At 41.6% G+C, this 13,933-nt stretch carries 11 protein-coding genes and 1 CRISPR repeat array; of the genes, 7 read left to right on the forward strand and 4 right to left on the reverse strand.

Features of this window, described 5'->3' with window-relative positions; genetic code table 11:
- Positions 1-55: 55 nt before the first annotated feature.
- Positions 56-1,330 carry an ATP-binding protein gene (locus AACU32_RS04070; protein WP_096598103.1) on the reverse strand — a complete coding sequence of 425 codons (1,275 nt, stop codon included), beginning with the start codon at positions 1,328-1,330 and terminating at the stop codon, positions 56-58.
- A 464-nt stretch (positions 1,331-1,794) separates the two neighbouring features.
- Between AACU32_RS04070 and AACU32_RS04075 the strand changes: the two genes are divergently transcribed.
- Together AACU32_RS04075 and AACU32_RS04080 are read left to right on the forward strand one after the other, a co-directional pair.
- A complete protein-coding gene (locus tag AACU32_RS04075) occupies positions 1,795-2,310 on the forward strand; it encodes a DM13 domain-containing protein (RefSeq protein ID WP_096598105.1) in 516 nt (171 codons plus the stop codon).
- Between the two features lie 191 nt (positions 2,311-2,501).
- Positions 2,502-2,990, forward strand: a complete 489-nt coding sequence (locus AACU32_RS04080; protein WP_096598107.1) for a cupin domain-containing protein — start codon at positions 2,502-2,504, stop codon at positions 2,988-2,990.
- Positions 2,991-3,017: 27 nt separating this feature from the next.
- Here the strand turns inward: AACU32_RS04080 and AACU32_RS04085 are convergent, their stop codons facing one another.
- Entirely contained in the window at positions 3,018-4,217 is a 1,200-nt protein-coding gene (locus AACU32_RS04085; RefSeq protein ID WP_096598109.1) for a DUF4336 domain-containing protein, read from the reverse strand.
- A 97-nt stretch (positions 4,218-4,314) separates the two neighbouring features.
- On the opposite strand from AACU32_RS04085, the gene AACU32_RS04090 reads away from it, so the two are divergent.
- Positions 4,315-4,596: a hypothetical protein gene (locus AACU32_RS04090; protein WP_096598111.1), complete on the forward strand. Its 282-nt coding sequence runs from the start codon at positions 4,315-4,317 to the stop codon at positions 4,594-4,596.
- Positions 4,597-4,982: 386 nt separating this feature from the next.
- Positions 4,983-5,601: a CRISPR direct-repeat array (repeat unit 35 nt; unit sequence GTTTTCAATTAATTACCCCTCACGGGGATGGAAAC).
- Positions 5,602-6,532: 931 nt separating this feature from the next.
- Here the strand turns inward: AACU32_RS04090 and AACU32_RS04095 are convergent.
- Together AACU32_RS04095 and AACU32_RS04100 are read right to left on the reverse strand one after the other, a co-directional pair.
- The gene (locus AACU32_RS04095; protein ID WP_096598113.1) at positions 6,533-7,324 is read right to left on the reverse strand and encodes an endonuclease/exonuclease/phosphatase family protein; all 792 of its coding nucleotides are present in this window, start codon (positions 7,322-7,324) and stop codon (positions 6,533-6,535) included.
- 47 nt (positions 7,325-7,371) lie between these two features.
- Positions 7,372-7,815 (reverse strand): hypothetical protein, encoded by a 444-nt coding sequence (locus AACU32_RS04100; protein ID WP_096598115.1) that lies wholly within the window; start codon positions 7,813-7,815, stop codon positions 7,372-7,374.
- A gap of 442 nt (positions 7,816-8,257) precedes the next feature.
- Between AACU32_RS04100 and AACU32_RS04105 the strand changes: the two genes are divergently transcribed.
- The 4 genes from AACU32_RS04105 to AACU32_RS04120 all read left to right on the forward strand — a co-directional run bounded on the left by AACU32_RS04105 (position 8,258) and on the right by AACU32_RS04120 (position 13,822).
- Positions 8,258-9,640 carry a 3' terminal RNA ribose 2'-O-methyltransferase Hen1 gene (locus AACU32_RS04105; protein ID WP_096598117.1) on the forward strand — a complete coding sequence of 461 codons (1,383 nt, stop codon included), beginning with the start codon at positions 8,258-8,260 and terminating at the stop codon, positions 9,638-9,640.
- Between the two features lie 188 nt (positions 9,641-9,828).
- The gene (locus tag AACU32_RS04110) at positions 9,829-10,278 is read left to right on the forward strand and encodes an ATP-binding protein (protein ID WP_096598119.1); all 450 of its coding nucleotides are present in this window, start codon (positions 9,829-9,831) and stop codon (positions 10,276-10,278) included.
- Positions 10,268-11,020 carry a tRNA(His) guanylyltransferase Thg1 family protein gene (locus AACU32_RS04115; RefSeq protein ID WP_096598121.1) on the forward strand — a complete coding sequence of 251 codons (753 nt, stop codon included), beginning with the start codon at positions 10,268-10,270 and terminating at the stop codon, positions 11,018-11,020. Before AACU32_RS04110 ends, AACU32_RS04115 begins: the two co-directional genes overlap by 11 nt.
- A gap of 93 nt (positions 11,021-11,113) precedes the next feature.
- Positions 11,114-13,822, forward strand: a complete 2,709-nt coding sequence (locus AACU32_RS04120; protein WP_096598123.1) for a polynucleotide kinase-phosphatase — start codon at positions 11,114-11,116, stop codon at positions 13,820-13,822.
- Positions 13,823-13,933 lie beyond the last annotated feature (111 nt).

Here is a 13,933-nt window from a genome sequence, read left to right on the forward strand (position 1 = left end):
CTCATTTTGGTGTTTTCTGACAGCAAAATGCTTGATTGCTTGATGATTCTTTTTTTCAAGGTTGCTTGTTGAGAGGTAATTGAACGCTGACGATAGTCCCAGTTACTGGCTGAGACTGAATACATAATTTTCCACCATGAGCATTAATAATACGTTTGCTAATAGCAAGACCTAATCCTGTACCTTCAGGTTTTGTAGAAAAGAATGGTTGAGCAAGCTTGCAGAGGATTTCTGGGGGGATGGGATTTCCGCCATTATGGACATTAATAAAAACTTCATTGGTGAGGGAATTATCTATTTCTAATTTGACAACATCTCCGGTTGTAACTGCTTCACAAGCATTGCGAATAATGTTAATAAACACTTGTTTGAGTTTGTCGCGATCGCCTACAATTTTTACAGCCGATAATGTCGGTATAAATTCAATTTTTCTTTTTCTAGCTTCGGGCATTTCCCTGATTGTGAGCAGCAATTCACCAATAAATTCATTGACATCTAATTCCCGCAGTTGCAATACTTGCGGCTTGGCATAAAGCAAAATTTCACTTAACAGGCGTTCTAGACGACTAGCTTCGCTGAGTGCTAATTCTAAACGCTCTTGAGCAGCTTCAGTGAGAATTGTTTTTTGAAAATACTTCAATCCCATAATCATGGTAGTCAAGGGATTACGAATTTCATGCACAATTATGGAAGAAAATTCACCAATCGCTGCCAATCTTTCCTGTTCTACTAGCTTGGCTTGGGCTGTCTGCAATTGGGCTGTGCGTTTTTCAACTTCAGCTTCTAGTATTTGATTAAATTGACACTGTTGCTGATACAGATGATAGTGATCAATTGCTGTAGCTGCACGTTCAGCAAATAGTTCGACGATGTGAATTTCATCTTTAGTGAATTCACGGGCCTGTCGATGAAATGAGCAAATTGTACCAAATACTTGACCTTCAGAAGTTTGTAAAGGTATCCCTAAATATGCTCGGTAACCTGTTGCTGGTCTACCATATTCTGGATTAGCAATTGCATCTTCAACAGCTAATGTGCGTTTAAGTTCTATGACTGTAGCAATGAGCCGACCATGTAATTCATAAACACGGGGTGCATCTTCAGCCATTTCGATACTACTTGCTAGTATAGTTTCAAATCCCTCTTGGCAATAGGTAACAACTGTCCAATCTACTCCTATTAGTTCACTAACTCCGCAGGCAATATTGTGCAAATAGGAATTAAGCTCACCAGTTCGATAGTTTAATGAGGATAAAAGTTCTATTATCCGGCGTTCACGTTGCCATTTTTGGTTTGGCAATAATGTTTCATCATAATTGGCTTTGCTCATGGATGCCTGATGCATGGTTTATAAAAATAATTTCAAAAAATGAAATACTAAATTTCGTCTGTTAAAAAACGGTTATCAAGCTAGTAACTTTTACAGGGTAACTGTGAGGATTTAGTTAACAGCTTTAGCATTGAATTAATAACTCAAGTGCTGACTGCAAGCTAAAAAAGTTATCCTAGTGTATCATTCATTTGATAGGAAGATTTTACTAGAGATAGGTGGTATTCGTATACAACAATATTATGAAATTTTTCTTAAATAAACATGAAATTAGCAAACTCGACTTAAAAATTAAATTTTGCTGAGAATTTAATGAGAAGTTTATCGCCAAAATATCAGTTTTCTAGGTGTGAGTTTTTAGATAGACATAATTTTCTGCTACATTATTCAAGCAATAATTAGTTCAAAGCAAAGCTCAAGCACAAAATGAAATTGCTGATTTATGCAGTGAGGACTATTAAGCCATGAAATTAGGAAATTTATTAAAATTAACTGCTGCTTCCCTAATGGTAGTTAGCTGTGTTGGACAGATATCCAAGAATCAGGGTGTTGTAAATGCATCGGTTACCATATCATCAACTCCGGCGAAGTCTTTAACTAAATCGGTAATTTCTCAAAATACTGCTGCTATGAAATTGGGAACTTTTGTTTCTGGAGAACATAAAACTCAAGGTACAGTAAGTATTACAACCAAAGATGGCAAATCTATTCTAGAGCTTGGGCAGTCTTTTAAAACTTCTAATTCGGGGCCAGATTTAGTAGTAATTCTACATCGTTCAGATAATGTGATTGGTTCAACTCAGGGGCCATCCTATCCATTGAACAAGCGTGATTATGTGATTCTTGCTCCCTTACAAAAATATAGCGGCCTTCAAAGTTACACTATTCCTAATAACATTAACCTTGCTGATTACAAATCAGTTGCTATTTTGTGTCGCAAGTACAATGCTACTTTTGGGGCTGCGAAGTTGAGTAGTTGACTGTTGACTGTTGACTGTTGACTTTAGGTTTGGGACTTCCAGAAAATAAATTATCCAATTTCCTCAGATAATATTTTTATTTTTCCCCCTGCCCCTGTGCCCAGAAAGCGATAGGATATTTTTTTATTTGGAAGTCCCTTTTTTGTGGATGGTGGGTTGGTAGGGAATTATCATAGTTAGAGGTAATTAAAATGACAGTTAATTTATCTGGAGTAGTACAGCAACCAGGACAGGGTTCTTCATACTGGGTGCTGGGAGATTTGTATACTTTTAAAGCATTGGGCGAAGATACTGGGCAAACTTATGCTTTAGTTGAGATTATCGTTCAACCACAGGGCGGTACACCACCCCATATTCATAGTCACGAGAACGAAAGTTTTTATATTCAAGAGGGAGAATTGGAATTTCAGCTAGGTGAGGAGATAGTTGTAGCGACTCCTGGTACTTTTCTCCATTCTCCCAAAGGTCAACTCCACAGGTTTACAAATACCACTACCCAGCCTACAAAGTTGCTATGCTGGGTAACACCGGCAGGGTTAGAGAAATTTTTCATGGAAATAGGTGTACCAGCAGTAGAGATAACACACTCACCTGCTGTTAGTCCCGCAGATATCGAAAAAGTTATGGCGACTGCTCCCAAATATGGTTTGGAAATTATTCCGCCGCCTTCTCAAGGATAATTAAAAGAAAGGTAGGAGGTAGGAGATTTATATTTTCTCTCTCGGTGGTGTGGCGATACCACGTTTAAGTAAATTAGCCTCAAGTTCTTTGATAAATTGTAAATCTGTTTCTGGTAGGGCTTGGTTTGCAGAGGAATTCTGCTCTAAAAAAGCGAATGCTTGGCGGAATTGTTGGGGATTTGTTTTGATTGGCGAATCAAAATGACAGCTAATAATTTGCTGAAAATCCCAATTTGCAACTTTGTCAGCCCAGTTTAGTACTGCTTTTGGTGCTTGGGGAAGAATTAGGGTTTGCAGAATTGGGGCGACAAATGGCCGCCCATCGCCGCGCAGTGCTGCAAATGTTTGTTGCCAGTTTTCTCGCCATTGAAAGGGAAATAAACCAAAATAAGCTTTTTTTGACCGATTTGGAGCTTGGAAAATATCGCGCCACATGTCGGGTAATTCGGTGATTTCTACGGCGCTAGGACGAAAGTATATCGCAAATAAGGAAATGCGTTGCCATCCTTTGCGGCGGTTGGTGGGATTGTCTGCGATCGCATCTTGGGCATTTTCTCTAGCATGGAATAATAAAGGATAGGGATCTATTTGGGCGATCGCAGGTGGTTCTTCGGGGACAGAAAGTATGGTATCTGTAAGTAATAGAGTGTGCGATCGCTTATGAAAAATTGCCACTTCACCAAAAGAACCCCTTCCCAGGTTAATATCTAACACCGCATAGTCAAATTCATCAGCAAAGGGAACTTGGCTGTTATCTTCTGGGATTTCCTGGGTGCGTCTGAGGGGAAAGCCTAGCCAACTTAAAGGTAAGTTGAAGGGAAAACTCCACTGATGCGGCGCAACAAAAACCTGCGCTTGGGGAAAGCGCCTAGCGAAAGGCCCAACAAAAACTTTGTGTTCTAAACCTGAACTGGTGGGCAGGATAATGTATTTAACATCACCATATTTATCCACCAACTCATTAATTAAACGGATACATTCAGCCGTAGGGGCGACGGGTGCATAGACAAACAAACCCCCAGCTTCTAGCTTGACTACAGTCATCCGAATGGGCACGATAGTGTAGAGAATGCCTTGCAGTTGGTCGAATGTCCAGATAGTATCCTTAACTACTTCCGTGCGAATTGTCCGCCGTTTGCCGTAGGGGTATAGTGGTACAGCCAACCAAAACGGCCATGACCAATCTCGCGGATGTGTCTGTAGTTCTCGTGACCCCTGTGCATTCATAGTTGTTTTACCGTTTCATGCTTCTTTTCAATTTCTAGCACTAATAGGTTGACTGTTGACTGGAGGAGCAATTGTTTGTTGAACCGAAATATAATGTTTGCAACACGTACCTCAACACGACTCTGAAGCCAATCAATACGACTCTGAAGCCAATCAACACGACTCTGAAGCCAATCAACACGACTCTGAAGCCAATCAACACGACTCTGAAGCCAATCAACACGACTCTGAAGCCAATCAACACGACTCTGAAGCTAATCAACACGACTCTGAAGTCAATCAACACGACTCTGAAGTCAATCAATACGACTCTGAAGTCAATCAATACGACTCTGAAGCTAATCAATACGACTCTGAAGCCAATAAATACGAGTTTTAGGTATTTTTTTGGGAATAATAGAAGTCAGTTAGTGGAAATAAACCAGACTGTATTATAAAACGTAAATGAGCTGGTGAAAATTTCAGAGTACTTTGTTATACTCTTTGATAAATGCACAGAACCTTGAAAACTTAATCTGACGTTTCCCAGTGAAAGCAAAAGTATTTGTTTTGACTAAACACACGTAAATTTTTCGCGGGGGTAGAGCGATTGCTCAAACCCTGATTCTTTCGTTGACCCCCGCGAATCGCTTACTGGGTAAGGCTTTGAGATGTCTGTAAGTGGGAGTTATTGTCAGTAAACTATGCTTATTGACAGTAAAATTAGACCCCCCGCTAAAATGGCACTTTCAAACCCAGTCATAGCAAGTGTTCTATAAGGGTAGGGTTTTCAATTAATTACCCCTCACGGGGATGGAAACCTATCAACTAGGATTGAAATCAATTCACTAGAACATGAAGTTTTCAATTAATTACCCCTCACGGGGATGGAAACTTGCAAAATTGTTTAGCAACCTGTAATTGTTCATCTGGGTTTCAATTAATTACCCCTCACGGGGATGGAAACTTACGGAAGCGGTACCACCACTAGCTACAATTTTGGTTTTCAATTAATTACCCCTCACGGGGATGGAAACTTTAACAGCATATCCCATAGTATTGTCAACAACTTCAAAGTTTTCAATTAATTACCCCTCACGGGGATGGAAACTTTTCTTGCAATAACTTTATGCGTTTTTCAAGTAATTGCAGGTTTTCAATTAATTACCCCTCACGGGGATGGAAACCAAAAGTTACCCTTACTACACCTTTGTCAGCTTTCGCTACGGTTTTCAATTAATTACCCCTCACGGGGATGGAAACTCTGAATTAGTTGTTTTTGCAAAGAATGAATAAGCGGTTTTCAATTAATTACCCCTCACGGGGATGGAAACGTAACAAAATCTTCCTTTTTAGAAAGATTGTCACCAGTTTTCAATTAATTACCCCTCACGGGGATGGGTGTGACTATCAGTCGCACGTTGAGAGTGAGTATCTCGATACTCCTGGTAAATGTCCAAACCAGTACCCGCCCAAAGGGGTATTGCGGGTAACTGCGATGTTTCAAAGCTAGAGGGTGAAATGCGCGACATCGACGAGTCGTAATGTCGGTCAAGTGCTAGGGTAAAACCAGAAACGGGTTAACTTTGGTGAATCCTCGATGAGGCACCGTGAAGCGGAATTATCGAAAACGACTGAAACGATAAACTGGGGTCAGCAAAGTAAAAATCTGCGGTGGTATTCCGCCCTATCCTCGGAATACAGGGACATCAACAGCACCCCCGGTGTATAGAGGGAACCCAAGCTGGTTGTAACTCAAACGTGTGATATGAAGGAACCCCAATGGGGTCTTGTAGCTAGATAGATGTTACGAGTAGAGAAGAGAGTAATCTCGCTTTAATCCCCCAGTGGGAGCAAGATGCCACAAAAAGCGAAAGCTGCTACACCGAAAGGTAACAGGAAAACATAACTGGGCAGATAGGTCGAATGACCAACTTGAAAGAGTGCTAACGTGTGGCGAGTGAATCCCTTGATTTCTAAGTAACAGAAACCAAACTCATCGGGAAAAGTTAGGTGCAACTAAAAATTGTGAACGTAACCGAGAGAACTACCGACTGGAACAGCGTCAAATGGAAAAACGCTGGTTTGTCGGGGGGAAAGGGGTAGCAATATCCCTGCCCTACCCATTAAACAGCAAGTCTTGAAATCCCAGATACAAAAGGTGATGAAAACTTGAATTAACAATTCGTAATTCGTAGGGGCGGGTTTACAGGTATCCTCGCTGATTAACGGCGATCGCTAATAAACCCGCCCCTACCCTCGGTTTAATTACGAATTACGAACTACGAATTACGAATTACCTGAATTTACCCCTCACGGGGATGGAAATAAAAATACTAATCTAAATCGGCTGCAATGCCAAAGTGATCTGATGGATAAATATTAGAGTTATCTGGTGCGGGTTCAGTGAGAATGAGTTGACAGTTACGCACCGTTAAATGATTGTTAATGAATATGTAATCAAGAGTGCCGCGCCAAGATTTAAATGTGCGATTAGTATATAAATTAAGTAACCGCAGTGAAACTTTACGCCATAAGCTGCGGTTTGGTTTCAGCAAAGGTGTAGGACAGGTATACTCTGGTTCCTTGCCATGATAATTAGCGTAGGCTGAGGTAAATTTTTCGCGGATGAATGCAATTTCTGGAGTGTCGGGGGTGGCGTTAAAATCTCCGACGGCGATGATGGGGATTTCTGGTGATAGCTTACCCAGCCAACCGACTAATAGCTGTATCTGCTTCATCCGTTCTGGTGTAGAGCCAGGATACCAATAATAATGGCCATTACAAAATATTAATGGGCGATCGCCTATTTTTACCTCTACATATTGAGCGAGTCTTCCTTGACTTTGTAAATCGAGTTGCGCTTGCTGAATAAAGGGATAGCGGCTGAGAATTGCAATTCCGTACTCGGTGCCAATTTGATAAGCTCGCTCTTGATAAGCTACTAAATATACATAGGGCATTTCTAGCTGTTCGGCTAGCCAAGCACTTGTATTTTCTTGCAAATTAACTTCTTGTAAGCCAATTAAATCTGGCTGAACTGCTTTGAGTCCTGATACTAATAGTTGTCGTCGCTGTTCCCATAAGTCCATTTCAAATAAAATGTTGATCGTGACAACTTTGACCATTTTGTATCAGGCTCCTATTTGATTTGTTGTCCTCTGCTTTTGTTTAATCAAAATTTAGTAACAGTTACACTAATACCAGAATCTAGTTTAGGTACTTTTAAATATTCAATTGGTTCGCTGCTTCTGGGGGGAGGGGTTTGATTATTGTTTAGCTGCTGACATTTCTCAAATGCAGCGGTGGGATTTTCGAGGAACTCTAAAGGATTCATTTTTTGACATCCTTGTTCCTGGACTACGGAAATTTTATTGTTGGTGGGGAGAAGACTATTATTAGTTGGTTGGATGATGACATTTTTCCACTTACTATCAATTGTGGCTGGTTCTGTTAATAAATTAGCGGCTTGATTGGGTGCTTCTATTATCGGTGCTGTTAGATCAATTTGATGATATTCTACTGGTGTTGTATAGAGATTTTCTTGTTGAGCATGGGCAGTTTTGTTGCTAGCGATCGCACTGATGATAACTAAGAAGAATAAAATTGAATATTTCATCGTTAGGTTCTCAAGAAATAAACAAAAGATGAACCGCCAAGTCCGCCTTCGCGCAGCGTCTCGCAGAGAAGTCCGCCTTCGCGCAGCGTCTCCCCTTGGGAGAAGAAAGAGATTTAGAGAAGTTGGCGCGGTTTCACATAGAATTGGGATAACCAGTATAGTTATAGCAAAATAGCTGTGAGAATAGTATAAAATTTACCGTCGTTGCATAAATACCTGATAATTTTATGTGTTTTCCTTTGCGTATTTGCATCAGATATCGATGCAATTAATTAGTAATGCTCATTTCCTTGAAAATACATAATTTTGTCACATATTGTCAAAATTCAATACAATTACTAACTTCACATTCCGCTACAAGTCCACCATTTTTTTCCGTAATCGCGTAACCTGAAACAGTATAGATTATTTATCTCATTTTTTAAATTTATACATTAAGTGAATGCTGCTAACGATCGCCACCACATATTCACCAGCAACGGAGTTAGGTTTTTTACTCCATAAACACCCAGACCGTTGTCAATCTTTTTCTTTGACGTTTGGACAGGCGCATGTTTTTTACCCCGAAGCGCAGCCAGAAAGGTGTATGGCGGCGTTGCTGTTGGATGTCGATCCGGTGAAGTTAGTGCGGGGAAAGGGTGCTAGACTGGAGCAGTATGTGAGCGATCGCCCTTATGTAGCTTCTTCATTTTTAAGTGTAGCGATCGCCCAAGTATTTAGCACTGCATTGTCCGGTCGTTGCAAAGATAGACCGGAACTAGCGCAAACGCCTATACCTCTAGTGGCGAACATCTCTGTCTTACCCTGTCGTGGTGGGGAAAGTTTTCTGCGGCTATTGTTTGAGCCTTTGGGTTATACAGTCAGTGACCAAAGTTACCCGTTAGATGAGGAATTTCCTGATTGGGGACAAAGCCAATATTTTACAGTGCAATTGCAACACACTTTACCTCTGGGCGATTTATTGAGTCATCTTTATGTATTGATTCCCGTATTAGATGACGATAAACACTACTGGGTAAATGATGATGAAATCGAAAAATTACTGCGTCATGGTGAAGGTTGGTTAACTCAACATCCAGCGCGATCGCAAATTACCAGACGTTACCTCAAACGTCAACATCGCTTAACTCGGGAAGCCTTAGCGCAGTTAGCAGAAGAAGATAATCCCGACCCCGACAGTGCAGAAGAAAGCCATGCTGAGGAAGAAGCAGCGGTTGAAAAGCCTATTAGCTTAAATCAGCAGCGCATGAATGCGGTAATTGCTGCTTTAAAACAAAGCAATGCTAAACGAGTAATTGATTTAGGCTGCGGTCAAGGTAATCTCTTGAAAATTTTGCTACAAGATAGCTTTTTTGAGAAAATTACAGGCGTAGATGTTTCTCACAGGTCTTTAGAAATTGCCCAAGAAAGATTAGACCGCCTGCGCCTGACCCGCAATCAATGGGAACGTTTACAGCTAATTCAAAGCGCACTTACCTATCAAGATAAACGCTTTCAAGGGTATGATGCAGCTACAGTAATTGAGGTGATTGAACATTTAGATTTACCAAGATTAGGAGCCTTTGAGCGAGTTTTATTTGAATTTACTCACCCGAAAATCATAGTAGTAACTACACCAAATATTGAATATAACGTTAAATTTGAGAAACTGCCGGCGGGGAAATTGCGACATAAAGACCATCGCTTTGAATGGACAAGGTTAGAGTTTCAAACATGGGCAAATCAAGTAGCAGAAAAATTTGCTTATGCGGTGGAATTTCAATCGGTAGGGATGGAAGATTCAGAAGTAGGTTCACCTACACAAATGGCGGTGTTTAGTTCTTAGGAAGAATAAAAGTTCACGCATTCGACGTTCGCGCAGCGTCTCGTAGATAAGTCGTTCTCGAAGAGTAGGCGCAAAGACGCAAAGGAAGTTTTAATATCATCCTATATTTAGGTAACTCAATAAACTCACAAATCTCCTACTCTCTGCGTCTCTGCGTGATATTTTCCTAATTAAAAAACTACAGATAGATGGAAGCAATTATCTTTATCGGTATCCAAGGAGTAGGTAAGTCTACTTTCTATCGCCATCATTTCTTTAATACCCACATTCGCATTAACCTTGATATGCTCAAAACCCGTCATCGAGAGCAAATTTTTCTCCAAGCTTGTTTGGAAGCTAAACAGCCTTTTGTCGTGGATAACACTAATCCCACTGTTGACGAAAGAAAGCGTTATATTACTCCCGCGAAAGCCCAAGGTTTTCGAGTTGTGGGTTACTATTTTCCAGCTGTATTATCAGATTGCAAGGAACGGAATAATCAAAGACCACCTAAGCAAGTTGTTCCTTTAGTAGGATTATTAGCAACTTATAAAAAGCTAGTCTTACCTACATGGGAAGAAGGCTATGATGCAATTTATACAGTGAATTCAGAATTAAATTATTCATTTATTGTTGAGGAATGGAAGCGTGAAATTTGATGAACTTGATAGCCGAATGCGGATATTTGAGACAGCACATGATTATTGTGTGCTACCGGGAATCTATATTGTTGCGAGATTAGATGGACGGGGCTTTACGCGACTGACAAAAGAAGTGCATCAATTTGAAGCTCCTTTTGATATCCGCTTTCGAGATTTGATGGTGGAAACGGTAGAACATTTAATGAATTGCGGTATTGAGATTACTTATGGTTATACCCAAAGTGATGAAATCTCTCTGCTTTTTGCTTACCATGAAACTACTTTTGGGCGTAAATTAAGAAAACTCAACTCAGTGTTAGCAAGTGAAGCAAGCGCTAAATTTTCTTTAATGTTAGGTTCTTTAGGCTGCTTTGATTGTCGCATTTCCCAGCTTCCCAATTCAGCGGAGGTAGTAAATTATTTTCGTTGGCGAAATGAAGACGCGCACAGAAACGCCCTGAATGCTCATTGCTATTGGTGTTTGCGTCGAGATGGGAAAAATGCCACGCAAGCAACCAGTATGATGAAAGGATTATCTGTGGCTGAGAAAAACGAATTGTTATTTCAACATGGCATTAATTTTAATCAGCTTCCTAATTGGCAAAAACGAGGTATAGGGATTTATTGGGAAGCATATGAAAAGCCAGGATTTAATCCCATTAAAGGCGAACTTGTCCCAGCATTACGGCGACGCATAAAACGCGATTTTGAATTACCAATGAAGGATGAATACAGTCAATTTATCGCCGCACTAATCTAGACTTAAAAATTACTTTTGACTTTTGCCTTTTTGGTCAACAGTTAATAATCAAAAGACAAATGACCAATGACAAATGACCAATGACCAATAACTATGAAAATAAATATTCCTGAACTTTCTCTAGTCGTCTTAATCGGTGCTTCTGGTTCTGGTAAATCAACCTTCGCCCGCCAACATTTTCAAAACTTTGAGGTATTATCTTCAGATTTTTGTCGTGGGTTGGTTTCTAATGATGAAAATAATCAAGCTGCTACTGGTGCTGCTTTTGAATTGTTGCACTTTATCGCCGCGAAGCGATTAGCAGCAGGTAAATTAACTGTAATTGATGCGACTAACGTGCAACCAGAAGACCGCAAACCTTTGTTACAAATGGCACGAGAGTATCATTGTTTTGCGATCGCAATTGTTCTCGACCTACCAGAAGAATTATGCCATGAACGCAACCAACAAAGAAGCGATCGCATTTTTGGTTCCCATGTCGTGCGTCGTCACACCCAAATGTTACGGCGTTCTCTACGGGGTTTAGAAAAGGAAGGTTTCCGCTATGTTTACACTCTCAATTCTCTAGCAGACATCGACTCAGTTGAAATCGAACGTCAACGCCTATGGAATAACCTAAAACATGAACATGGCCCCTTTGATATCATCGGTGATATTCACGGCTGTGGCGATGAATTGGAAACATTGTTGCAACAGTTAGGGTATGTGAAGGATGAGGGGGACATATCAAGTCAAAAGTCAAAAGTCAAAAGTCAAAAGTGGGATGAGGGGGATGAAGGGGATGAGGGGGACAAGGGGGACAAGGGAGAAAATGCTTCCTCATCTCCCCACACTCCCCACACTCCCCACACTCCCCCCTCTCGCTTCTGGAATGCGCCTACTTACCATCACCCCGAAGGACGGAAGGCGGTGTTTTTGGGTGATTTGGTAGACCGAGGCCCCCGCATCTTAGATACAGTGAAGCTGGTGCGGAATATGGTGTCAGCAGGTACAGCGATTTGCGTTCCTGGTAATCATGAACACAAGCTGTTGCGGAAACTACGCGGGAAGAATGTCCGGGTGAATCATGGGTTAGAGCAAACTTTGCAGGAGATAGAAGCGTTACCGGATGCGCTGCGGGAACCCTTTATTCAAGAATTGCGCGAATTTTTAGATTCTTTAGTTAGTCACTACCTCCTCGATGATGGGCGGTTGGTAGTCGCCCATGCGGGGATGAAGCAGGAAATGCAAGGACGGGGTTCCGGTGCGGTGCGGGAGTTTGCGCTTTACGGGGAAACGACTGGGGAAATTGATGAATTTGGTTTACCTGTGCGGTTTAATTGGGCGGGTGAGTATCGCGGTGAAGCAATGGTGGTATATGGACATACGCCTATACCGGAAGCGGAATGGCTGAATAATACAATTGATATTGATACAGGTTGTGTCTTTGGCGGGAAATTAACGGCTTTGCGCTATCCCGAAAAAGAATTGGTGAGTGTACCTGCGGCGCGTACTTATTGCGAACCGGTCAAACCTTTGGAGCAAAATACTTTTACCCGCACATCTCAGCAAGAATTAGATGATGTTTTGCACATTGAAGATGTCTTAGGTAAGCGAATCATTAATACCAGGCTGCAATCTAACATTACCATTCGCGAAGAAAATGCGATCGCGGCTTTAGAAGTGATGAGCCGGTTTGCAGCAAATCCCAAATGGTTGATTTATCTACCCCCCACCATGTCTCCAGTGGCGACATCTTCATTACCCGGTTTATTAGAACATCCAAAAGAAGCTTTTGCTTATTATCAAGGACAGGAAATTACTGAGGTAGTATGCGAAGAAAAACACATGGGTTCGCGAGCAGTGGTGATTGTTTGCAGAGATGAAGCTGCTGCTGAAAAACGCTTTGGGGTAGTTAATGAAGGTATCGGTATCTGCTACACCCGCACAGGAAGGCGATTTTTTGACGAACCAACAGTAGAAACAGAACTTTTAGCGCGGGTAAATGCAGCCCTTTCTGCAAGCGGATTTTGGGAAACATTTAATACTGATTGGGTATGCTTGGATTGTGAATTAATGCCTTGGTCAGCGAAAGCGCAAGGATTATTGCGATCGCAGTATGCACCTGTAGGAGTATCATCACGCCATGCTCTTAATGATGCCGTATCTTTGTTACAACAAGCAAGCGATCGCGGTGTGGATGTGACAAGCCAACTCACTCGCTACCAACAACGCGCAGAGATGGCGCAGCAATATGTAACAGCTTATCGCCGTTACTGCTGGACAGTTAACAATATTACTGACTTAAAGCTGGCTCCTTTCCATATTTTAGCAACCGAGGGAGCGGTGCATACAGATAAAGACCACCGTTGGCACATGAAAGAAATTGCCAAAATTTGCCAAGTGGATGCCGCCTTACTTTTAGCGACTGCTTATAAAATCATTGATGTTACAGATCCTAGCAGCCAAGCCGAAGGCGTTCATTGGTGGGAACAACTCACCCAAGCCGGCGGTGAAGGCATGGTAATCAAACCCATGCAATATATAATCCGAGGTAATCGCGGCATAGTGCAACCAGCGGTGAAATGTCGGGGACAAGAATATCTGCGCATCATCTACGGCCCAGAATACACCAGCCCAGAAAATCTGCAACGTCTGCGTCAAAGGGGATTATCTCTCAAACGTTCCCTAGCGATGCGGGAATTTGCGCTAGGTGTAGAAGCATTAGAGCGATTCGTCAATCAAAATCCTTTGCGCCGCGTCCATGAATGCGTTTTCGGCATTTTAGCATTAGAGAGCGAAGCAGTAGATCCGCGATTGTAATTTAAACAATGCGATAGCTTTGCAATTGAGTTGCACCTGCTCAGATCCCCGACTTCTCCAAGGATACTGCTGGCGAATTAGGGGTAAGACTCCTCGCTTATCCAACAGACC

Origin of the sequence: Calothrix sp. NIES-2100 (assembly GCF_963875285.1) — a bacterium.
Classification (GTDB): domain Bacteria; phylum Cyanobacteriota; class Cyanobacteriia; order Cyanobacteriales; family Nostocaceae; genus Aulosira.